This window comes from Paenibacillus sp. FSL K6-1330 (genome assembly GCF_037976825.1).
GTDB lineage: Bacteria > Bacillota > Bacilli > Paenibacillales > Paenibacillaceae > Paenibacillus_AQ.
Window position 1 is genome coordinate 2,356,405 of sequence record NZ_CP150269.1, and the last position, 22,351, is coordinate 2,378,755.

The window sequence follows — 22,351 nt, forward strand, 5'->3', positions numbered from 1 at the left end:
TTTCGGGTTCAAACAGGGAGGGAAGCTTAGGTGAAAGTATCCAAGGTATCGCAGCGGAGAAGACTGCTCTGGAGCCTGCTGCTGCTGCTCTTGCTGTTCTCTGCACTGATCATCAGACTGGCTTATGTGCAGATTGGGAAAGGTGCGGAGCTGTCGGCGAAGGCGGAGAACCTCTGGCGCCGTGACATTCCGTTTGCGGCACAGCGTGGTGAAATTTTGGATCGTAACGGAACCGCATTGGTTACGAATATAACGACACCGACCATTTGGGCGATTCCTGTACAAATCAAAGATCCGGACCATACGGCTGAGACCTTGGCTGGGCTCATCAGCATGGACAAAGCCGATATCAAGAAAATCATTACGAAACGTTCGAGGTTGGAACGGATAAATCCCGGTGGACGAAAAATTACGATGGAGCTGGCTCAGGAAATTCGTGATTTGAAGCTGCCGGGTATCGTTGTTGCTGAGGATAACAAACGGTATTATCCCTATGGCGATCTCGCAGCCCATATTTTGGGGTTCACAGGGGCCTACAGTCAGGGACTTACCGGCTTGGAAGCCATGCATGATGACAAGCTGAAGGGCTTTGAAGGCGGAATATCCTATCTGTCCGATGCAGGCGGAAGAATCATGCCGGGCTCCTCGGAGAAGTATGTCGAGCCTCGTGATGGTCTGAATCTGGAGCTAACGATCGATAAATCGATCCAGTCCATTATGGAGCGGGAGCTTGACCAAGCCATGGTGAAGTATCAGGCGAATGGGGCTTGGTCGATTGCCATGAATCCCAAGACGGGCGAGATTTTGGCGATGGCCAGCAGGCCGGGTTATTCTCCTGCCAATTACCAGCAGTTTTCAGCCGAGACGTATAATCGCAACCTGCCGATCTGGATGACCTATGAACCGGGCTCGACGTTTAAGATTATTACGCTTGCCGCTGCCCTTGAAGAGGACAAGGTCAATCTGAAGAACGATCACTTCTTTGACAGTGGGGCGGTAGAGGTCGGTGGAGCAAGACTGCGCTGCTGGAAAAAAGGCGGTCATGGCAGCCAGACTTTCATGGAGGTTGTCCAGAACTCCTGCAACCCTGGCTTTGTGGCGTTAGGTCAGAAGCTGGGCAAGGAAAGCCTGTTCCAGTATATCCGCGATTTTGGCTTTGGGGCCAAGACGGGCATCGATTTGAATGGGGAAGAGAATGGCATCCTGTTCAAACTCGCTAACGTCGGTCCGGTTGAGTTAGCCACAACGGCATTTGGGCAGGGAGTATCAGTTACGCCGATCCAGCAGGTTGCGGCAGTGTCCGCGGCCATTAACGGCGGCAAATTGTTTAAGCCGCATGTGGCCAAGGCGTGGGTCAATCCGGAGACGGGCGAGACGGTTGAGGAAATCAAGCCGGAGCTCGTCAGACAAGTGATCTCGGAAGAAACATCCAAGCAAGTGCGCGAGGCGCTCGAGAGCGTTGTCGCCAAAGGGACCGGACGTCCGGCCTTCATTGACGGTTATCGCGTCGGAGGGAAGACGGGAACTGCCCAGAAGGTTATTAACGGCCGCTACTCGTCGACCGAGCATATTGTATCGTTTATCGGATTCGCACCTGCCGATGATCCTGAGATTGTGGTGTACACTGCGGTAGATAATCCGAAGGGCATTCAGTTCGGTGGTGTCGTAGCTGCTCCAATCGTACAGAACATCCTGGAGGATGCGCTGCATTATATGAAGGTTCCACCGCGTAAAGATCAGCTTGCCCGCGAGTATAAATATGGCGAGACGCCAACCGTGACTGTGCCGAATTTGGTCGGAGCGACCATTCAGGATCTGTATGAGGATCTGAATATGAATTTCATGCTGGCCAAGTCCGGGACCGGCAACACGGTGATTTCCCAGGCCCCGAAGCCGGGAAGCCGGGTGGAGCGGGGGGCTACCATTCGGATTTATATGGGTGAAGACCCGGAGGAATCCAAGCACGAACATTAAGGCATCATCTGGTTCACGAGCGGGACGGATGATGCAGATATATAGAGAGAGGGATAACAATGAAATTGAAGCAATTATCATCCGTATTGGCTGCTGCTGTTATCAAAGGATCCGGAGATGTTGAAATAACGGGGATTGAAACAGACTCGAGACAAGTGAAAGCGGGGGATTTGTTCATTTGTCTGCCGGGTCATACGGTAGATGGGCACCAGTTTGCAGCCCAGGCCGCCGACCAAGGCGCTGCGGCATTGGTCGTTGAGCGTAAGCTTGAGGTAGACCTTCCGCAAGTCATCGTGAAGGACAGCCGCTTTGCGATGGCGGGTTTGGCGAATGCCTTTTTTAATCAGCCAAGCTCCCGCATGAAGATGATCGGTGTAACCGGAACGAACGGCAAGACCACGACAACGTATTTGATTGAGTCGATCATGAACGATTACGGTCTGAAGACCGGACTCATCGGCACAATTCAGATGAAATACGACGGCCGTTCGTTCCCGATGCCGAGAACAACGCCCGAGGCGTTGGAGCTTCAGCGTTACTTGAACGATATGGCGAACGCAGGCACCGAGTGCTGCGTGATGGAGGTATCCTCGCATGCGCTCGAACAGGGGCGGGTGAAGGGAACGGATTTCCGGACGGCCATATTCACAAACCTGACGCAGGATCATCTGGACTATCATCATACGATGGAAGAGTACCGCGGGGCAAAAGGGTTATTTTTCTCCCGGCTGGGCAACGCTTTTGCCAAGGATGAATCATCGCGCAAATATGCTGTCCTGAATGCGGATGATGAGGCTTCAGCTTATTTTGCCAAGCAGACGTCAGCGGAAGTGATTACCTATGGTTTGGGAGACGATGCGGATATACGAGCAAGCAACATCTCAATCACCGCTCAAGGGACCTCGTTCCATGTGGATACATTCCGCGGCAGTGCCGATATTTCAATTCGAATGGTAGGGAAATTCAACGTGTATAACGCCATGGCCGCGATTGCTGCCGCGCTTCTTGAGGGAATCCCGCTCGAGGATATCAAGAACAGCCTGGAATCCGTACCCGGAGTCGACGGCCGCGTTGAGGTCGTGGATGAGGGTCAGCCGTACGCTGTGATTGTGGATTATGCACATACGCCGGATGGACTCGAAAATGTGCTGCGTACCGTTAATGAATTTGCTGAAGGACGGGTGCTCACGGTATTCGGCTGCGGCGGCGACCGGGATCGGACCAAACGGCCGATCATGGGTAAAATTGCCGCGAAATATAGCGATGTTGTATTGGTGACTTCCGATAATCCCCGTACCGAAGACCCGGATTTGATCTTGAAGGATATCGAAGCCGGCTTGATTGAGGACGGAGTGGCAACAGAAAGCTACAAGCTCATCGTCGATCGTCGGAAAGCGATCGAAAAGGCTATTGAAATGGCAAGCCCGGGCGATGTAGTATTGATTGCGGGGAAAGGTCATGAGACCTACCAGCTGATTGCGGGCGAAGTGCTAGATTTTGACGACCGCATCGTAGCCAAAGACGCGATAAGGGGCAGACAATAGTGATCCATAAATCATTAAAGAGCATCGCCGACATGTGCGGCGGGACGCTCTCACGTAACCAAGATGACAGCATTATCATTCAAGGGGTCGGTACCGACTCCCGAACCATACAGCCGGGGAATCTGTTTGTTCCGATTGTCGGCGAGAAATTTGACGGGCATACGTTTGCCGAGAGCGTGCTTGCCAGCGGAGCGGGCGCAGTGCTCTGGCAGAGAGATCATCAACCGATTCCCGACGACCTGCCGCTCATTCTCGTTAAGGATACGTTAACGGCACTCCAGTCGCTTGCTGCGGCCTATTTGTCCGAGAGCCGTGCAAAGGTGATCGGCATTACCGGCAGCAACGGGAAAACGACAGTGAAGGACATGGTGTCCGCACTGCTTGAAACGACGTTTAAGGTTCACAAGACGCAAGGTAATTACAACAATCATATCGGTCTTCCGTTAACCGTACTCGCGATGAAGGAAGATACCGATGTGATTGTACTTGAGATGGGCATGAGCGGACGTCGCGAGATTGAACTGCTTTCGAACATCGCGCGTCCGGATATGACGGTGATTACTAACGTAGGGGAAGCGCATATGCTTCAGCTAGGTTCGCGCGAAGAAATCGCCCGCGCCAAGCTTGAAATCATCAGCGGCATGAAGCCAGGCGGCTTGCTGATCTATCACGGGGACGAACCGTTGATCCGTCAAGTGCTTGCTGAAGAAGCTACGGTGAAGCCTGAGGGACTGCGAACGTTTACGTTCGGCAATCAAGAAACCAATGATGATTATCCGACGGGACTCATGTTCCATGCAAGAGGCATCATATTCACTTCGAACCGGCATGCGGGCGAAGGCTTCAGCTTGCCGCTTCTCGGTCGTCATAATGTAGTCAACGCGCTGGCGGCGATGGCTGTAGCGGCCCATTTGGGAATCGGCGATGAAGCCATTCGCAGCGGCTTTGCCAATCTGAAGCTGTCGAGTATGCGGATCGAAGCCGTGGAGACTGCGTTCGGGGTCACCGTGCTGAATGATGCTTACAATTCCAGTCCTACCGCGGTTAAGGCGGCAGTGGACGTGCTTGGAGATATGAAAGGCTACCACCGACGGATTGCCGTTCTCGGGGACATGCTGGAACTTGGTCAGCGGGAAGAGGAATTTCATGCCGAGATTGGAGATTATTTATCTCCGGACAATGCGGATCTTGTGTTCACCTTCGGCCCATTGTCGCTTCACACGGCGAAGAAAGCGAAAGATCGCTTCCCTGAAGGGACTGTGCTTCCGTTTACGGATAAAGAGCAGCTGATCGAGGCTTTGCTGGAGCGGGTAACGGAGAAGGATATCGTATTGGTGAAAGCTTCGCGCGGCATGAGACTGGAACACGTGGTTGACGCCTTGAAGGCCCTGCCTGGCGGCAACAATGGAGTGAGGGGGTGAGCGGATGGACTTTCAATTGCTGTTATTGACAATCGGTGTAGCGTTTGTGCTTGCGGTGATATCGGCTCCGCTGCTCATTCCGCTGCTGCGGAGGATGAAGTTCGGCCAGCAGGTAAGGAGCGACGGTCCGCAGAGTCACTTGAAAAAAGCCGGGACGCCCACGATGGGCGGCGTTGTAATTTTGCTTGCTTTTACACTGACTTATATTAAATTTTCACCTGTCGATACTGATTTCTATGTAATGATCGTAGCCACGCTCGGTTTTGGTTTGATCGGCTTTCTTGACGACTATATTAAGATCGTATTTCGCAGATCATTAGGACTCACGGCTAGACAGAAGCTGTTTGGACAGCTTCTGTTTTCCGGTATTATGTGCTGGTTGTTGATCTCCAACGGCCATAGCACGGCAATAAGCGTTCCAGGAATGGATTGGTCCTTTGATTGGGGGCCGTGGTTCTATTATCCGTTCATCGTGGTCATGATGCTTGCGATCAGCAACGCGGTCAATTTCACCGATGGATTGGATGGTCTTCTGTCCGGTGTGAGTGCAATTGCCTTTGGTGCTTATGCCATTGTGGCGATCCAGTCTACCTCGTTTGCGGCGGCATTCTGTGCAGCAGCGATGATCGGCGCGGTTCTCGGTTTTCTGGTATTTAACGCTCACCCTGCCAAGGTGTTCATGGGAGACACAGGCTCTTTAGGAATCGGCGGTGCCATTGGCGCTATTGCTATCGTAACCAAGAGCGAGCTGCTGTTCCTGATCATTGGCGGAGTCTTCGTCATCGAGATGCTATCTGTTGTGCTTCAGGTGATCTCTTTCAAAACCCGGGGCAAACGAATATTCAAAATGAGCCCGATCCATCACCATTACGAATTATCCGGTTGGTCGGAGTGGCGCGTCGTCTTTACATTTTGGGCCGTGGGACTGATACTTGCGGGACTCGGACTTTATATCAACAAGGGGTTGTAACATATGAAGCAGCTAGATGACTATCGGGATAAGCATATCGTAGTATTGGGCCTTGCCAAAAGTGGAGTACAGGTAGCTAAAGTGCTGCATCAAGCTGGGGCTTTCGTCATTGTAAATGATAGAAAGGAAAGAGAACAGTGTCCTGAAGCTTCGGAGCTCGAGGCTTTGGGTATTTCTGTTATTTGCGGTGGACATCCCGATGATCTTATTCATCCCGGTGTGACGCTTCTTGTCAAAAATCCCGGAATTCCGTATTCCGTCCCGCCTGTTCAAAAAGCGCTTGAGCTTGAGATTCCTGTCGTAACCGAAGTTGAAATCGCCTATCACCTTTGTGAAGCTCCGATCATTGGCATTACGGGCTCGAATGGCAAAACAACGACGACAACCTGGGTGGGCAAGCTGCTGGAAAGCGCAGGTTTTTCCCCGATTGTAGCCGGTAATATCGGCACGCCTCTATCTGAGGCTGCAGCAGAAGCAACTGAAAACGACTGGATGGTCGTTGAGCTGAGCAGCTTTCAGTTAAAAGGAACACAGGCATTCAGACCGCGTATTGCCTGCCTTCTCAACGTTGCGGAAACACATCTTGATTACCATGGCGGAATGGATGATTATATTGCATCCAAAGCCAAGCTGTTCGCCAACCAGACTGCGGATGATACCGCTGTGCTCAATTGGGATGATCCCGTGTGCAGAAACCTTGTTCCGTATATCAAGGCGCGCATCGTGCCTTTTTCGATGAGTGAGAGCCTTCGTGAAGGGGTTCACGTCATGCCGCCGTATGCTGCCGGTGCCCAGGACTCGGACGAAGACGATCAAGGGCGTACCGTGATTTATACAGATGGCGAAGGGTTTACGCATGAGATCATCCGTGTGGAGAACATCGGACTGCCCGGAAGATTTAATGTAGCGAATGCATTGGCAGCTTGTGCAATTGCCATAGCGGCCGGCGTTGCCCCCGATAAGCTGGAAGAAGCTTTGTCCAACTTCCGCAGCGTTGAGCACCGCCTGGAATACGTTGCCGAACTTAAGGGCGTATCCTATTACAATAACTCGAAGGCAACGAACTCCAAGGCGACGCATATGGCGTTGACTTCGTTTAAGGAGCCTATCGTATTAATCGCTGGCGGGCTTGATCGTGGCTCGGATTACGAGGATTTGATTCCTTCTATGCAAGGAAGGGTGAAAGCCATCGTGCTTCTTGGCGAAACCAAGGAGAAAATCGCGAATGCTGCTGCCAAAGCCGGATTAAAGGACATCTTCCTCGTCGATAATGGAAAGGACGCCGCCGCGACTTTAACCTCGGCTGTCCAGAAGGCTGCCGGGCTGGCAGAGAGCGGGGATATTGTTCTACTATCTCCCGCATGTGCAAGCTGGGACATGTTTCCTTCCTTTGAGGTACGAGGACGCATTTTTAAAGAGGCGGTGCATAACCTTTAAGTAGGGGGGTGGATAAGCCCCTACTTAGGATGTACGAGGTGGCCTTTCCATGAACAAGAACCGCCAGGCGCCCGATCTGTGGCTGCTTATCTGTATTTTGGCCCTGCTGGCCATCGGAATCGTCATGGTATATAGCGCAGGATCCGTCCTCGCATTTCATGACTATGGCGATAAGTTTTATTTTGTGAAGCGTCAGCTGTTTTTTGCCTGTCTGGGGCTTGCCGCAATGTATTTCACATCGAAGACCGACTATCGGGTTTGGAAGAAATACAGCAAGCTTGCACTGCTGGTCTGCTTTTTTATGCTGATTATCGTACTTATTCCAGGGGTTGGCGTTGTTCGCGGCGGGGCCAGAAGCTGGCTCGGCATCAGCTCGTTCGGTATTCAGCCCTCCGAGTTTATGAAGCTGGGGATGATTCTGTTTCTATCACGCTGGCTTAGTAAGCAAGATTATGATATTACGTCTTTTACTAGGGGGCTTTTGCCGCCGCTTGGTTTGATCGGACTGGCATTCGGATTGATTATGCTGCAGCCTGATTTGGGTACGGGTGCCGTTATGCTGGGTGCTGCGATGATGATCGTTTTTACCGCAGGGGCACAGATGAAGCATCTGGGCTTTCTCGCATTAGGCGGGGTAGCCGGTTTCATTGGTTTGATTCTAACAGCCCCCTACCGGCTGAAGCGGATAACTGGATTTCTCGATCCGTGGTCCGACCCGCTTGGCGCAGGCTATCAGATCATCCAATCCCTCTATGCCATAGGGCCGGGGGGACTTGGCGGACTCGGACTTGGCATGAGCCGTCAGAAGTACGCTTATGTACCTGAACCGCAGACAGATTTTATTTTTTCGATCTTGGCCGAAGAACTTGGGTTTATTGGCGGTTTGATTGTCCTGCTCTTGTTCGCTGCCTTGGTGTGGCGGGGCATGAGGGTGGCCATGACCGTATCCGATGGCTTTGGAAGTCTGCTGGCTGTTGGTATCGTAGGCATGGTCGCCATACAGGTCGTTATCAATATCGGTGTCGTTATCGGTTTAATGCCGGTGACAGGGATTACGCTGCCGCTCATCAGTTACGGAGGCAGCTCACTGACGCTGATGCTGACGGCGCTGGGCATTCTATTAAATATTTCCCGTTATGCGAGGTGAAGGGTATGCGTGTCGTATTAACCGGCGGCGGAACGGGGGGGCATATTTACCCCGCCGTTGCCATTGCAAGACAATGTGAAAAAGAAGATCCGAAAACGGAGTTTTTATATATCGGAGGTAAGCGGGGTCTCGAAAGCAAGCTAGTCCCCCAAGAGAAGCTGCCGTTTGAGAGCATCGATATCACGGGGTTCAGGCGCAAGCTGTCGCTGGATAACGTGAAGACGATCATGCGTTTTTTCAAGGGCGTGAAGCGATCGAAGGCCCTCCTGAAGGAGTTTAAACCCGATGTCGTGATCGGTACCGGAGGTTATGTGTGTGGTCCGGTGGTTTATGCAGCGGCCAAGCTCGGAATACCGACCATGATTCATGAGCAGAATGCGATCCCGGGCCTCACCAACCAGTTCCTTAGCCGATATGCGGATACGGTTGCCGTCAGCTTTGAGGGATCGGAGTCCTCTTTTCCTAAAGCCAAAAGAACGGTATATACAGGAAATCCACGTGCGACAACGGTATTATCCGCCAATCGTGAACGTGGATTTGCTACGCTCGGCATTCCGGTGGACAGCCAGGTCGTGCTGATCGTCGGCGGAAGCCGGGGAGCCAAGGCGATCAATAACGCGATGATCGGGATGGCACCGTTCATACAGAAGCTGTCAGGCGTACATTTTGTGTTTGTTACGGGCGATACGTATTTTGAGAACACACGGGAATCCATCCTGTCGCAGCTCGGTACTATGCCGAATCATCTTCATATCATGCCTTACGTTCATAATATGCCGGAAGTGCTTGCGGCTACTTCGTTGATTGTAAATCGTGCTGGAGCTTCATTCCTGGCGGAGATTACATCGCTGGGCATTCCATCTGTACTTATACCTTCACCTAACGTCACCAATAACCATCAGGAGGCGAATGCGAGGCAATTGGAGGAAGCGGGCGCATCCAGCATGATTCTTGAAAAGGATTTGACGGCTGAAACGCTGTTTCGAAAGCTTGAGGAGATCATGACCAGTCGCTCTACCAGAGAGGCGATGTCCGCGGCTTCGAAAAAGCTCGGCAAACCGGATTCGGCTACCGTCATTGTTCAAGAAATCCGCCGGTTAACCGGTAAACGCTAAAACGGCTGGGCGATTGTCACACACCTATGGAGCCTGACATAAGATACTCTATAATCGTGACACACCCATGAGGCCGGCATTACTGACAGCGGCCATCTCTTCATCTAGTTGAAGGAATGGCCTTTTGGTTTTGAAAGTCAAGGGGAGGTTTATTTAAATGCAGCAGTGGAAATCGCTACTATCAGAGGCCAATGTCGGAACCGTATTATGGAATGAACCGCTGGCAAAATACACGACGTGGAAAATAGGCGGACCAGCCGATTGCCTGATTATTCCTGAGAACAAGGAACAGCTCAGGGAACTGGTCACTCTTCTCCATGCCCATCACATACCTTGGACACAACTGGGCCGCGGTTCAAACATGTTGGTTGCCGATAAAGGCATTCGGGGAGCGGTCATCAAGCTGGGCCAGGGATTTGAGGAGCTTCATTTTGAGGGAGAGACGGTAACTGCAGGCGGCAGTCTGTCTTTTGTCAAGCTCAGTGTTCTGGCCGGAAAAGAAGGATTATCCGGTCTTGAATTTGCCGGAGGCATTCCTGGATCGGTCGGAGGGGCCGTCTACATGAATGCAGGTGCCCATGGGTCAGATGTGTCACGCATATTCAAGTCCGCTGACATTGTACTGGAAACAGGGGAATTGGTTACGTATGCTGCGAAAGATATGGCGTTTGATTACCGACACTCCATTCTGCATGAACGAAAAGGGATTGTGACTGAAGCGGTATTTGGGCTCCGACAAGGAGACCGCAAAGAAATTTCAGCTGTTATGGCCTCCTACAAGGACCGTCGCCGGCGTACACAGCCGCTCCAATCCGCAACGGCAGGCAGTGTGTTTCGCAACCCGCCCGGCGACCATGCCGCGAGGTTGATCGAGGCTGCCGGTCTTAAGGGCCTACGGATCGGGGGAGCAGAAGTTTCTTTACAGCATGCCAATTTCATTGAGAACACCGGTCAAGCGACAGCAGAGGACGTGCTCGCTTTGATGGAACGCATCAAGGAAACCATCTCGGAAAAGAACGGAATTCATATGGTGCCTGAGGTGTACGTTCTGGGCGAGCGGTAAACTCGGAGGTGATACATTGGACAAATTGGTGATTGAGGGTGGAAGGCCCCTATCAGGAACCATTCGTATCCATGGCGCAAAAAATGCAGCTTTACCTATTCTAGCAGCAAGTCTTCTGGCAGAAGGGACGGTAAGATTAAGCAATGTCCCGCATCTGCTGGATATTGAAGTGATGCTCAGCATTCTCAGCCGTCTTGGCTCCAAATGCAAGCATGAGCTGGAGACGGTTACCGTGGATACCTCGTCTGCCAATTCGTTTCATGTCCCGGAAGATTTAATGAAGCAGATGCGATCCTCCATCTTTTTGATGGGACCTCTGCTGGCCCGTTTTGGTGAAGTGACGATCTATCAGCCCGGAGGCTGCGCGATCGGAGAACGTAAGATCGACCTCCATCTTCAGGGATTGCAGGCGCTTGGTGCGGAAATCGAGGAGAGTAACGATAAGATCCATTGCAGGGCAAGCCGGCTGGTCGGGACTGATATTCATCTGGATTTTGCCAGCGTAGGGGCAACGGAGAATATCATGATGGCAGCAGCAACGGCGCTTGGCACAACGGTGCTCACCAATGCCGCCAGAGAGCCTGAAATTCAGGATCTTCAGCATTTCCTGAACAAGATGGGAGCGAACATTATCGGCGCAGGAACGGATACCATCACGATCCATGGCGTGGAGCGTCTGGAGCCTTGCGAGTACGAGATCATACCGGACCGGATCGTAGCCGGCACCGTCATGATCGCAGCGGCCGTCACCCGCGGTAGTGTAACGCTTACAAAGACCAATCCATCTCATTTAACTTCCCTTATACATGTGCTAAAGCGCGCCGGTGTTCAAACCAGTATATGCAATGATATAATAAACATAAGCTGTATGAGCCGACCTAAAGCGGTGGAACGTATTGTGACTTCACCGTATCCTTCGTTCCCGACGGATTTGCAATCCCAAGTCATGGTCTTGCTGTCCTTGGCGGACGGATTTAGCGTAATGAAAGAGACGGTATTCGAAGGACGGTTCAAGCATGTGGAGGAACTCTCCCGTATGGGGGCGGACATTTCCACGGATCTGAACTATGCATTTATACGCGGTGTTCAGAGAATTTATGGAGCTACGGTGGAGGCAACCGATCTTCGGGCTGGAGCGGCGCTCGTCATCGCCGGTTTGGCCGCGCAGGGAACAACCGTGGTGGAGCAAGTTCACCATATTGATCGCGGTTATGATCGTATTGAAAACATGTTCCAAGGTTTAGGCGCTCGGATCTATCGTCAATCTCCGGTGCCAAAACCGCTTGATTTAGCCAATTGAGGTCCTGTGCTTCCCCTCCGGAAAAGGAGGGGATAACAGGTCTTTATGGAGAGAGTGGATATGTCCAAGACACATATGCCTGTCCTTAAGCAGGACAAGCCCAAACCGAAAACAGCCAAAAAAATCATAGGGATACTTTTGCTGCTATTCGTAGCCCTGTTGACGATTCTATTTTTCCGGTCGTCAGTCAGCCAAGTTACCGAGATTCATTTTACAGGCAATACGTTTAATACAAATGAGCAGCTTATCAAGCAAAGCGGACTCCACATCGGAGACCAGTACTTTGGCGTTGAGCCGAAAGATGTGCAGGAACGCCTGATGAAGCTGGGAACGATTAAGTCGGCTGAAGTGGTCAAGAGCTTTCCGGGCGAAGTCAGCATCGTGGTGACGGAGCATCCTACGGTGGCCTACGAGTTGTCTGAAAGCGGGGAACTTCAAGCCATATTGGCCAGCGGCACCTCAGTTCCTGTTACAGCGAGCGGTATTGCCGTTGAGAAGCCGATTTTGACCAACTGGGCTCCAGACGATCCCAACAAGGCCGAGCTTAGCGAGGTGCTTGCGGAGATTTCGGGCAGCCTGACCTCCGATATCTCGGAAATCATGCCGTCTCCGACGCTGTCTTTTCCGGATCGGATCAAGATGTATACACGTTCCAAGTTCGAAGTCATCACTTCGGTTTCCTTGCTCCGTGACAAAGTAGAGTACCTGAACCAGGTGACCGAGATGGAGCGGCCGGGTATGATTACGATGCTGGAAGCGGACTCTTATGTGCCGTTTGTAGAAGAAGTTGGAGAAGACGCGGAAGAAGGGCAATAACCCCCTACTCAGGGATTGGAATAAATGGTACAATTGAATGTATTGACAACTTGTTTCGGCTCTTCTTTTTTGAATGACTTTTACGGCCTGTTATAGCAAATGTTGGCAGTAAAAAAAATGTTGAAAAAAGAGGGAAAGACCTGCGAGTGTTGAATAAGTAGAAATGTATTCTTTATTATCAAAATTAATTTGCTAAAAACAGGAGGTGCCAGGGCTTGAGCAACAATGACATCATTGTTAGTTTGGACATCGGTACATCCAAAGTTCGTGCTATTATTGGGGAAGTTAATAATGGAACCTTTAATATTATTGGAGTTGGATCTGCCGACTCGGAGGGAATTCGCAAAGGTGCAATTGTAGATATCGACCAGACCGTACAATCCATTCGCAGCGCTGTTGATCATGCGGAGCGTATGGTCGGTATTCAAATATCCGAAGTATATGTCGGCATTTCTGGAAATCATATCGGACTTCAATCCAGCCATGGAGTTGTGGCAGTATCGAACGAGGATCGCGAAATTGGTGAAGAGGACATCGACCGCGTGCTGAAAGCAGCGGAAGTCGTGGCGCTTCCTCCGGATCGTGAAATTATCGATGTGGTTGCTAAACAGTTTGTAGTTGACGGTTTGGAAGGAATCTCTGATCCGCGAGGAATGATCGGCGTAAGACTGGAAGTTGAAGCGACGATTATTACTGGCGCCAAAACGGCAATACATAACCTGTTACGTTGTGTGGAGAAATCAGGCCTGAAAGTAAAGGATCTGGTGCTGATTCCGCTTGGTGCCGGACAGCTATCCTTGTCCAAGGACGAGAAAACGATGGGTTCGGTGCTGGTTGACGTCGGGGCGGGCTCAACCACGTTGGCTGTGTTCGAGGGAGGCAGTATTGCCGCAACTTCGACGCTCCCGGTTGGTGGAGATTTCGTTACGAATGATATCGCTTATGGCCTGCGAACGCTAACGGATCAAGCAGAGAAGGTTAAGCTGAAGTACGGATGCGCGCTGATCGAGAGTGCCGCACACGAAGTAACGTTTAAAGTAACGAGAATTGGAAGCAATGTGGACAAGGAGTTCACCCAAGAAGATCTGGCAGCTATCATAGAACCTCGCGTTCAGGAAATTTTCCAATTGGTGCGCCAAGAAATTAAGCGCTTGGGTTACAGTGAGCTTCCTGGTGGTTATATACTTACTGGGGGCACTATGTCCATGCCTGGTGTGCTGCAGGTGGCACAAAATGAGCTGGCGACTTCCGTACGGATTGCGGTTCCCGATTTCATCGGTGTTCGTGATCCGGGATACTGCAGCGGAGTCGGCATCCTCCATAATGCAATCCGGAATGTACGTGTACGCAATACAGGAGGAAGCAACAACAGCAGCGGAAATAGCAAGAAACCGGTGAACCGCGCTAAGCAGCAAAATCCTGTCGCAGCAACTCAGGAGACCAGCCAGAAGCCGGGATTTATTGAACGCTTGAAAAAGATGTTCAGCGAGTTTATATAGCGGATTCATTCGACTGTGGACGTGCCATCCACGCACATTGAGGGGGAGATGGATTAGATGTTGGAATTTGATTTTGAAATGGAGAGCTTAGCTCAAATAAAAGTAATCGGAGTAGGTGGCGGCGGAAGCAACGCCGTTAACCGAATGATTGAGAATGGTGTGCAGGGTGTTGAATTTATTACAGTCAATACGGATGCTCAGGCACTCCACCTTGCCAAATCAGAACATAAACTGCAAATCGGGGATAAGCTGACTCGCGGTCTTGGTGCCGGCGCCAATCCTGACGTAGGCAAGAAGGCTGCGGAAGAATCCCGCGATTTGATCATGAACACCCTGAAGGGTGCCGATATGGTATTCGTTACGGCCGGTATGGGTGGCGGAACCGGAACGGGTGCTGCACCTGTCATTGCTGAAATCGCAAAGGAATGCGGTGCACTGACCGTAGGCGTGGTGACTCGACCGTTTACCTTCGAAGGCCGCAAGCGTGCTTCCCAAGCGGAGCTTGGCATTGAAGCATTGAAAGAGAAAGTGGATACACTCATCGTCATTCCGAATGATCGCTTGCTGGAGATCGTGGATAAGAAGACACCGATGCTGGAAGCGTTCCGAGAAGCTGATAACGTATTGCGCCAGGCCGTTCAGGGCATTTCTGATCTGATCCAAGTGCCGGGTCTGATCAACCTTGACTTTGCCGACGTGAAAACGATCATGACAGAACGTGGCTCGGCCCTGATGGGTATTGGACTGGCTACTGGTGAGAACCGTGCCTCCGAGGCTGCCCGCAAGGCAATCATGAGCCCACTGCTGGAAACCTCTATCGAAGGTGCGCGTGGTGTGATCATGAACATTACGGGAGGAACCAATCTCTCCTTGTATGAAGTAAATGAAGCGGCCGAAATCGTAACTTCAGCTTCCGATCCGGAAGTGAACATGATCTTCGGTGCGATTATTGAGGAAAACATGAAGGATGAAATCAAAGTAACGGTTATCGCTACCGGCTTTGAAGGCAAACCTGCTCCAATCCCTCCTGGACGTCGTCCTGTGCCTCAAGAGGAACAGCAGCAACAACAACAGCAGTCGGCAACGGACAAGAGTAATGTGAATCTGAAGCCATTTGGCAACCAGAACAGCAATGATCAGCTTGATATTCCCACTTTCCTTCGCAATCGTTCCCGCAATAATGATTAATATAAATAAGCCTGGGCTTCGTCATCATGATGAAGACAGGCTTATTTTTGTATTCAAACCTCGTTCTCTTCCTTTTGTTTCATTTGTAGGATCATACAGCTAATGCTGTCACACTTTCACGAATAAGAACCCGCCGATGGGTAAATACCGCAGAATTTAAGGATATTCCCCAAGCTTTCCTTCCAAGATAGAGATTGCTGATAACGCCAAGTGGCTGCTCTTGGTTCGGGTCTTTTAAAAACTGCCCTTCATCGACAAAAAAAGTCTATAAACCGCCCACAGGTTTAGACAGACTTTGAATTCTATTCTTCTTATACTAGTAACATCTCCCATTGCCCAGCAAACAACAGAAGGATAACCGAAGTCATTCTTCGACTAGGCAGGTGAACAACCTGGTTGTTTATATTGATCTCATATTTTTGGCAAACCTCGTCATTGACGGCATTTTGCTGGCTTTGACCGCCTGGATGCGCAGGGTTCGGCCAAGGTGGTGGAGACTTGCATTATCCTCTGTGGTAGGCGCACTGTATGTCGTCATGATGTTTGTCCCGCAGCTGTCATTTTTGTTTACCTTTCTCATCAAATTTGGACTTTCGTTGATCATGTTATGGATAGCTTTCGGCTTTGCAAGTTTACAGAGTTATCTGCGGAATTTGGGAGCATTTTATATGGTGAATTTTGCCGCGGCCGGAGGCATTATCGGTGTTCATTACTTGGTCCAAAATTCGGGAGAATTGTTCAGCGGGATATGGTATACGACGTCGGGAGGGCTATCGTTTGAATTGAAGGTGGGATTCTGGTTTGCGTGCATTACCTTTTTTGTAGTTGTATTCGCGTTTAAAGCCGTTCAGACCACGAAACGTAAAACCGAGAACCGGGAAGCCTTATTGGGAGAGGTGTCCGTATGGATCGGCAGCGCCAAAATATGCTGTGTGGGGCTCCTGGATACAGGTAACCAATTGAGTGATCCCTTAACGCGCACACCGGTTATGGTGATGGAAGCAGCACTGTGGGAAGCCCACCTGCCCCAGGGATGGAGTAAACAGTTGATGGAGGGGGAACCGGACAAATTAATCATGGGGCTGGAGGCAGAGGAATTTGAATGGCAAGACCGTCTGCGGCTTGTTCCGTATCGCGGTGTTAACCGGGGGGCTGCCTTCATGCTCGCGCTAAAGCCCGACATGGTACGGATCGAACTGGGAGGATTTGAATATTCGGCATCCAAAGTGTTGATTGGTCTTGATGGCGGGACGCTCTCGGGTGACAGGGCATACAGGGCCATCATACATCCGGCGTTGACGGAAGGAGAAGGTACCCCGAAGATGAATGGACATTCTACCGAAATGGGCGCTTCATCGCTCAATGGAGGAACCGGTCCGGAATCAGGTGAAGCCGAGAATGCAGGATGATAACGGTGAAGCCATTTTCATAGTGCTCGCATGCTGCCGTCCTTGCAGCGAACCGCATGGATAAGTCTTTGAAAACCTTTATGACATTTCCAATGCATGCCGAACTAGAAGAATGAAAATTACGCTATGAAGTCAGTTATCCCTACGGGAAAACGTTTAGGAGGATAAGAGATGCCCGTTAAATGGAGATTAGCATTGCAGCTGCAGTATTATCGCGTACTTTTTTTGCTAGGCCTGAAGAGTCAGGAAATCTACTATATCGGAGGAAGCGAGGCGCTCCCGCCGCCGCTTACAAAAGAGGAAGAGGAGTTCTTGCTCAAGAAGCTGCCTACAGGTGATGCGGCCACCCGTGCCATGCTTATCGAACGTAACCTGCGTCTGGTTGTTTACATTGCCCGCAAGTTCGAGAACACCGGCATTAACATCGAGGATTTGGTATCGATTGGTGCCATCGGTTTGATTAAAGCGGTGAATACGTTTGACCCGGAGAAAAAAATCAAGTTGGCTACATACGCCTCGCGCTGCATTGAGAACGAAATTTTGATGTATTTGCGCCGGAATAACAAAACCCGCAGCGAGGTTTCTTTTGACGAACCGCTGAATATCGATTGGGACGGCAATGAATTGCTTCTGTCCGACGTATTGGGTACTGAGAATGACACCATTTACCGTAACATCGAGGAGCAGGTCGACCGGAAGCTGCTGCAAAAAGCACTCGATAAATTAAGCGACCGGGAACGCATGATTATGGAGCTTCGTTTTGGCCTTCAGGACGGCGAGGAAAAGACGCAAAAAGACGTGGCAGATCTGCTTGGAATCTCACAATCCTACATTTCCCGATTGGAGAAGAGAATTATAAAGAGGCTCCGTAAAGAATTCAACAAGATGGTGTAACTGGAAATCGTAAGGAATAAAATAGCCCCCCTCGGAGATAATGTACAGTAATGTTTCTCCTTGGGAGGTTAGTCATCATGACGCGAAACAAAGTTGAAATTTGTGGTGTGGATACGTCAAAACTGCCTGTTCTGACGAATGTGGAAATGAGGGAACTGTTTCATAATCTGCAGCAGAACAATGAACGATCGGCTCGAGAAAAACTGGTGAACGGCAACCTGAGACTGGTGCTCAGTGTCATCCAAAGGTTTAACAATCGGGGAGAGTTTGTTGATGATCTGTTTCAGGTAGGCTGCATCGGATTGATGAAAGCCATTGACAATTTTGATTTATCGCAAAATGTTAAATTTTCCACGTATGCCGTACCGATGATTATCGGAGAAATACGTCGGTACTTAAGGGACAATAACCCGATTCGCGTCTCCCGATCACTGCGTGATATTGCTTACAAGGCGCTTCAGGTCAGGGATCAGCTGACAAATGCGAACTCGCGTGAACCGACGATTTTTGAAATTTCCGAAGCGCTGAACGTGCCCAAGGAAGACGTTGTTTTTGCACTTGATGCTATTCAGGATCCCGTTTCGCTGTTTGAGCCGATTTATCATGATGGTGGCGATCCGATATATGTGATGGATCAAATCAGTGATGATAAGAACAAAGATGTGTCCTGGATTGAGGAAATAGCCCTCCGGGAAGCGATGCACAAGCTCGGACAACGCGAGAAAATGATTTTATCCATGCGCTTTTATGAAGGCAAGACCCAGATGGAAGTTGCGGATGAAATCGGCATCTCCCAAGCTCAAGTGTCCCGCCTGGAGAAGTCAGCGATCAAGCAGATGCAGAAACACGTCAAAACGTAAGAAGACCAGCCATCAATCGAACAGATAACGATCCCGTTCATGGGATCGTTTTTTTAATTTTAAATAAGCTATTTTACCCAATCGGCTCATATATTGAACAGAGGGATATGGAATGAAAACGGATGGACGGCTAACCTTCAAATACATCTAAGGTGTGATGTGCATGATACCTGATAATCAAATGGTGGGGAAAAAGATGAAAATTTCCGATTTTCAAACGAAGGATGTTATTAATATCATTGATGGCAAGCGGCTCGGACAGATCAGCGATCTGGAGCTGGACTTGCGGCAGGGCCGGATTGAAGCGATTGTGGTGCCAAGCTACGGTAAATTCATGGGGCTGTTCGGCGGCGGGAGCGACCTGATCATTCCGTGGCGGAATATCGTCAAGATTGGCTCGGATGTCGTCCTTGTCAAAATGGAGGAATTGCGAAGAACGCCCGATGATCCGGAATCGGTGGAATACCTTGAACGACCGGACCGGCGATCCTTCTAAACAGACGGATGGGTTAATGTGTCTCCGGCGTAGGTTTTCTGTTACACTGGTCATAGAGGTGGGATGCTCATGGAACCGTTTGTTAGGCAGAATCAGCAGACACCGAGTCTGTTTGTGCTCGAAAAATGGAGTGGGGGATTGGGAAGCGCCGCACTCACGGCCGGTTTTACAGGCCGGCATGGCGGCGTTAGCCAGGCCCCCTATGATAGTTTGAATTTAGCCTTTCATGTCGGAGACGAGCCGGGTGACATTGTAGAGAACCGGAAACGGACCGCTACCGCGCTTGGCTTTTCTCTGGAAGACTGGACTTGCGGTGAACAGGTCCATGATGTTCAGATTGGCGTGGTTCATGATAAGGACAGAGGCAGAGGGAGCTTGGACCGGGCATCGGCTTTTCAAGATACGGACGGACTTGTAACCAATGTTCCCGGCGTTTTATTGACGTCCTTTTACGCGGACTGCGTGCCGCTTTATTTTTGGGATTCGGTTACGGGTGCTGTTGGTTTGGCACACGCCGGGTGGAAGGGGACCGTGGGAAGCATCGCTGAGAAAATGGTCGACAGGATGGCTGTGGAATACGGAAGTTTGCCTCAGCACATTCACGCAGCGATTGGTCCATCCATAGGCGAGTGCTGTTACGAGGTAGATGATCGGGTCATGGATCGTGTCCGTGATATTGGAATCGGGGAGTTTATATCCGAGGAAGTTACAAATTCAGCTGTTTATATCGACAAGGGACACGGGAAATACATGCTGAACTTGAAAGAAATAAACAGACACATTATGATTAAAGCAGGAATATTGGCGGAACATATCGAATGTACATCATGGTGTACAAGCTGCAATCACGATCTGTTCTTCTCCTATCGTAAAGATGGAGGGACTACGGGTCGTATGGCGAGTTGGATCGGGATGAGAAAGAGGTGAGTCGTCCCTTGAGTTTGAAGGAACGTATCGATCAAGTGGAACAGCGAATAACGGAGGCTTGCGCAAGAAGTGGCAGGGACCGAAATGATGTAAATATCATTGCGGTCACTAAATATGTCTCCTTGGATATGACAGCTTCGGTACTGGATCAGGGTCTGCAGCATATTGGCGAGAATCGCTGGCAGGATGCCCAGGCGAAGTGGGAAGCTCTTGGAGATCGCGGCACATGGCATTTCATCGGCCATCTTCAGACTAATAAGGTCCGGGATGTCATTGATAAATTTCAATATATTCATTCGCTCGACCGCTTGTCCTTGGCCCATGAGCTGGAGAAGAGGGCTGCTGCGCTGAATCTGCAGGTATCCGCCTTTATGCAGGTCAATATCTCGGGTGAGGAATCCAAGTATGGCTTGCCTCCTGAGCAAGCAGCCGAGTTTTTGAAGGAAATCAACAGTCTTTCACACGTAAAGGTGACCGGACTCATGACCATGGCTCCATACGAATCGTCGGCGGAGCAGACGCGTCCTGTATTTCGTGGTTTAAGACAACTAAGAGATGAGCTGAACAAGCAGGCGCTTACGGCGGAGCCATTGACTGAATTGTCCATGGGCATGTCCAATGACTTTGAAGTAGCCATAGAGGAAGGGGCGACCTGGGTGCGTCTCGGCTCGATTTTAGTAGGGAAAGAGGAGGATTGACGATGGGCGTGATGAACCGGTTTATGAATTTCTTGGGACTGCAAGAGGAAGAAGAAGTTGTGGAACGCGAGGTTCTGGCCTCGCAGGATGAGCCGGTGGAGGCAACGCCGTTTGATCATCGGAAGAACCAAAAGAGCGGCAATATTGTCAGCATTCATTCACAGAAGAACGTTAAGGTGGTATTAGTGGAGCCTCGTTCATATGATGAAGCACAGGAGATTGCAGATCATCTGCGCTCCTTCCGAACCGTTGTGGTCAACCTGCAGCGTGTAAGGAATGATCAAGCGCTGCGCATTATCGATTTTCTAAGCGGAACCGTGTATGCGCTTAGCGGCGGAATTTCAAAGGTGGGCGGGAACATCTTCCTATGCACGCCGGACACCGTGGAGATCCAAGGTTCAATCTCGGAGATTCTAGCGGACGAGCATGAATATAACAGAATGAGGTGATTTAGGCTTTGACCTACGAAATTTACAGTATAGTCGGAACGCTGTTCCAAATTTATTTTTATATGATCTTGGTCTACGTTTTAATGTCATGGCTTCCGAACGTGAGAGAAAGCTTTATCGGTGAGCTGCTTGGCAAGTTAGTGGAGCCGTATCTATCACCTTTTCGCCGCTTCATTCCGCCGATCATGGGTATGATCGATATTTCCCCGATCGTCGCACTGTTTGTGCTTCAACTGGCACAGCGCGGCGTGTACGCTATTCTCGGATATTTCCTGTAAGCAGGTGAATCAGCGATGAGACTGGACATCTATGATCATTTTCACAAGGATGAACGGGAATTTGTGGACCGGGCTTGGGAGTGGGTTGTCAATGCCGGACAATACCATGAAGCAAAACTGACGGATTTCCTGGACCCTCGGCAGCGATTCATTCTGGAATCGCTCGTGAATCGTCATCCGGATGTGCATGCCATGTTTGATGGTGGACATGCTGATGCAGAACGCGTGCGGGCGTTGATCGCTCCGGATTACCGAACGCTTGAAGGCGAGGATTTCAAGATGAAGGTGCTCAGCATCTCTTCCGGAGATCAGAAGTTTTTGGAGCTGGAGCATGGCGATTATATGGGTTCGATATTGGGTCTTGGCATTAAAAGATCGAAGATCGGTGACATCCATGTGCTCGCGGACGGCTGCCATGCGGTCGTTGCCGACGACATTAGCGCGTTCCTCCATCTGAATCTCAGCCAGGTCCACCGGGTGCATGTGATGACGGAACTGCTGCCGCTGGACAAGCTTCAGGTTGCCCGCACGAATTTTGAAACGATGGACATTACGGTATCTTCCATGAGACTCGACGGGATCGCCAGTGATGCATACCGCATCAGCCGTACGAAAATCGTGGTGCCGATCAAGGCTGGCCGATGCCGCGTGAACTGGAAAGTGGAAGAGGATCCCTCAACGAATTTAAAAGAAGGCGATGTCGTTTCCATCCAAGGATTTGGGCGGTTTAAAGTTTTGGAGACAGGAAGCCTGACGAAAAAAGGGCGGTACCGTATCAAGGTTGGGAAATATGCCTGACCTTTGAAGGAATTGCCGTTTTTTTGTCGAATGAGTACAAAGTAACATTCAAAATTACAATGGATTTA

The 22,351-nt window shown here is 50.4% G+C and carries 21 protein-coding genes; all 21 read left to right on the forward strand.

Going from position 1 to position 22,351, the window contains the following annotated elements:
- Positions 1-30 precede the first annotated feature (30 nt).
- The 21 genes from NYE54_RS10560 to NYE54_RS10660 all read left to right on the forward strand — a co-directional run bounded on the left by NYE54_RS10560 (position 31) and on the right by NYE54_RS10660 (position 22,283).
- Complete coding sequence (locus tag NYE54_RS10560) at positions 31-1,974, forward strand: stage V sporulation protein D (RefSeq protein ID WP_339271943.1); 1,944 nt, start codon at positions 31-33, stop codon at positions 1,972-1,974.
- A 59-nt stretch (positions 1,975-2,033) separates the two neighbouring features.
- Positions 2,034-3,518 carry a UDP-N-acetylmuramoyl-L-alanyl-D-glutamate--2,6-diaminopimelate ligase gene (locus tag NYE54_RS10565; RefSeq protein ID WP_339271944.1) on the forward strand — a complete coding sequence of 495 codons (1,485 nt, stop codon included), beginning with the start codon at positions 2,034-2,036 and terminating at the stop codon, positions 3,516-3,518.
- Positions 3,518-4,939, forward strand: a complete 1,422-nt coding sequence (gene murF, locus NYE54_RS10570; protein WP_339271945.1) for a UDP-N-acetylmuramoyl-tripeptide--D-alanyl-D-alanine ligase — start codon at positions 3,518-3,520, stop codon at positions 4,937-4,939. Before NYE54_RS10565 ends, murF begins: the two co-directional genes overlap by 1 nt.
- 4 nt (positions 4,940-4,943) lie before the next feature.
- On the forward strand, positions 4,944-5,909 hold the full coding sequence (gene mraY / locus NYE54_RS10575) for a phospho-N-acetylmuramoyl-pentapeptide-transferase (protein WP_076320635.1): 966 nt from the start codon (positions 4,944-4,946) through the stop codon (positions 5,907-5,909).
- Positions 5,910-5,912: 3 nt separating this feature from the next.
- Complete coding sequence (murD, locus tag NYE54_RS10580; RefSeq protein WP_339271946.1) at positions 5,913-7,346, forward strand: UDP-N-acetylmuramoyl-L-alanine--D-glutamate ligase; 1,434 nt, start codon at positions 5,913-5,915, stop codon at positions 7,344-7,346.
- Between the two features lie 49 nt (positions 7,347-7,395).
- Positions 7,396-8,493, forward strand: coding sequence for a stage V sporulation protein E (gene spoVE, locus NYE54_RS10585; protein WP_076320637.1), 1,098 nt, complete (start codon positions 7,396-7,398; stop codon positions 8,491-8,493).
- A gap of 5 nt (positions 8,494-8,498) precedes the next feature.
- Positions 8,499-9,608 (forward strand): undecaprenyldiphospho-muramoylpentapeptide beta-N-acetylglucosaminyltransferase, encoded by a 1,110-nt coding sequence (gene murG / locus NYE54_RS10590; RefSeq protein ID WP_339271947.1) that lies wholly within the window; start codon positions 8,499-8,501, stop codon positions 9,606-9,608.
- A 157-nt stretch (positions 9,609-9,765) separates the two neighbouring features.
- Complete coding sequence (gene murB, locus NYE54_RS10595) at positions 9,766-10,671, forward strand: UDP-N-acetylmuramate dehydrogenase (protein ID WP_076320639.1); 906 nt, start codon at positions 9,766-9,768, stop codon at positions 10,669-10,671.
- A gap of 16 nt (positions 10,672-10,687) precedes the next feature.
- Positions 10,688-11,971 (forward strand): UDP-N-acetylglucosamine 1-carboxyvinyltransferase, encoded by a 1,284-nt coding sequence (gene murA / locus NYE54_RS10600; protein WP_071222989.1) that lies wholly within the window; start codon positions 10,688-10,690, stop codon positions 11,969-11,971.
- Between the two features lie 60 nt (positions 11,972-12,031).
- Positions 12,032-12,787, forward strand: coding sequence for an FtsQ-type POTRA domain-containing protein (locus NYE54_RS10605; protein WP_339271948.1), 756 nt, complete (start codon positions 12,032-12,034; stop codon positions 12,785-12,787).
- A gap of 215 nt (positions 12,788-13,002) precedes the next feature.
- Positions 13,003-14,286 (forward strand): cell division protein FtsA, encoded by a 1,284-nt coding sequence (gene ftsA / locus NYE54_RS10610; protein WP_076320641.1) that lies wholly within the window; start codon positions 13,003-13,005, stop codon positions 14,284-14,286.
- 57 nt (positions 14,287-14,343) lie between these two features.
- Positions 14,344-15,474: a cell division protein FtsZ gene (ftsZ, locus tag NYE54_RS10615; protein WP_215157666.1), complete on the forward strand. Its 1,131-nt coding sequence runs from the start codon at positions 14,344-14,346 to the stop codon at positions 15,472-15,474.
- A gap of 392 nt (positions 15,475-15,866) precedes the next feature.
- Positions 15,867-16,883 (forward strand): sigma-E processing peptidase SpoIIGA, encoded by a 1,017-nt coding sequence (gene spoIIGA / locus NYE54_RS10620; RefSeq protein WP_339273452.1) that lies wholly within the window; start codon positions 15,867-15,869, stop codon positions 16,881-16,883.
- Between the two features lie 171 nt (positions 16,884-17,054).
- Positions 17,055-17,777, forward strand: a complete 723-nt coding sequence (sigE, locus tag NYE54_RS10625; RefSeq protein ID WP_071222992.1) for an RNA polymerase sporulation sigma factor SigE — start codon at positions 17,055-17,057, stop codon at positions 17,775-17,777.
- A gap of 77 nt (positions 17,778-17,854) precedes the next feature.
- A complete protein-coding gene (gene sigG / locus NYE54_RS10630) occupies positions 17,855-18,637 on the forward strand; it encodes an RNA polymerase sporulation sigma factor SigG (protein ID WP_006209087.1) in 783 nt (260 codons plus the stop codon).
- A gap of 196 nt (positions 18,638-18,833) precedes the next feature.
- Positions 18,834-19,133: a YlmC/YmxH family sporulation protein gene (locus NYE54_RS10635; protein ID WP_243390607.1), complete on the forward strand. Its 300-nt coding sequence runs from the start codon at positions 18,834-18,836 to the stop codon at positions 19,131-19,133.
- A 69-nt stretch (positions 19,134-19,202) separates the two neighbouring features.
- Complete coding sequence (gene pgeF, locus NYE54_RS10640; RefSeq protein ID WP_339271949.1) at positions 19,203-20,060, forward strand: peptidoglycan editing factor PgeF; 858 nt, start codon at positions 19,203-19,205, stop codon at positions 20,058-20,060.
- A gap of 8 nt (positions 20,061-20,068) precedes the next feature.
- A complete protein-coding gene (locus NYE54_RS10645) occupies positions 20,069-20,758 on the forward strand; it encodes a YggS family pyridoxal phosphate-dependent enzyme (RefSeq protein WP_339271950.1) in 690 nt (229 codons plus the stop codon).
- Between the two features lie 2 nt (positions 20,759-20,760).
- Positions 20,761-21,207, forward strand: a complete 447-nt coding sequence (locus tag NYE54_RS10650; RefSeq protein ID WP_339271951.1) for a cell division protein SepF — start codon at positions 20,761-20,763, stop codon at positions 21,205-21,207.
- A gap of 8 nt (positions 21,208-21,215) precedes the next feature.
- Positions 21,216-21,485: a YggT family protein gene (locus NYE54_RS10655; RefSeq protein WP_076320646.1), complete on the forward strand. Its 270-nt coding sequence runs from the start codon at positions 21,216-21,218 to the stop codon at positions 21,483-21,485.
- Positions 21,486-21,500: 15 nt separating this feature from the next.
- Entirely contained in the window at positions 21,501-22,283 is a 783-nt protein-coding gene (locus NYE54_RS10660) for a YlmH/Sll1252 family protein (protein WP_339271952.1), read from the forward strand.
- Positions 22,284-22,351 lie beyond the last annotated feature (68 nt).

Coding starts and splice junctions, on each gene's coding strand:
- NYE54_RS10565 (WP_339271944.1), top strand. CDS start 2,034: ATGAAATTGAAGCAATTATCATCCGTATTGGCTGCTGCTGTTATCAAA.
- mraY (WP_076320635.1), top strand. CDS start 4,944: ATGGACTTTCAATTGCTGTTATTGACAATCGGTGTAGCGTTTGTGCTT.
- murD (WP_339271946.1), top strand. CDS start 5,913: ATGAAGCAGCTAGATGACTATCGGGATAAGCATATCGTAGTATTGGGC.
- spoVE (WP_076320637.1), top strand. CDS start 7,396: ATGAACAAGAACCGCCAGGCGCCCGATCTGTGGCTGCTTATCTGTATT.
- murG (WP_339271947.1), top strand. CDS start 8,499: ATGCGTGTCGTATTAACCGGCGGCGGAACGGGGGGGCATATTTACCCC.
- murB (WP_076320639.1), top strand. CDS start 9,766: ATGCAGCAGTGGAAATCGCTACTATCAGAGGCCAATGTCGGAACCGTA.
- NYE54_RS10605 (WP_339271948.1), top strand. CDS start 12,032: ATGTCCAAGACACATATGCCTGTCCTTAAGCAGGACAAGCCCAAACCG.
- ftsZ (WP_215157666.1), top strand. CDS start 14,344: ATGTTGGAATTTGATTTTGAAATGGAGAGCTTAGCTCAAATAAAAGTA.
- sigE (WP_071222992.1), top strand. CDS start 17,055: ATGCCCGTTAAATGGAGATTAGCATTGCAGCTGCAGTATTATCGCGTA.
- sigG (WP_006209087.1), top strand. CDS start 17,855: ATGACGCGAAACAAAGTTGAAATTTGTGGTGTGGATACGTCAAAACTG.
- NYE54_RS10635 (WP_243390607.1), top strand. CDS start 18,834: ATGAAAATTTCCGATTTTCAAACGAAGGATGTTATTAATATCATTGAT.
- pgeF (WP_339271949.1), top strand. CDS start 19,203: ATGGAACCGTTTGTTAGGCAGAATCAGCAGACACCGAGTCTGTTTGTG.
- NYE54_RS10650 (WP_339271951.1), top strand. CDS start 20,761: ATGGGCGTGATGAACCGGTTTATGAATTTCTTGGGACTGCAAGAGGAA.
- NYE54_RS10660 (WP_339271952.1), top strand. CDS start 21,501: ATGAGACTGGACATCTATGATCATTTTCACAAGGATGAACGGGAATTT.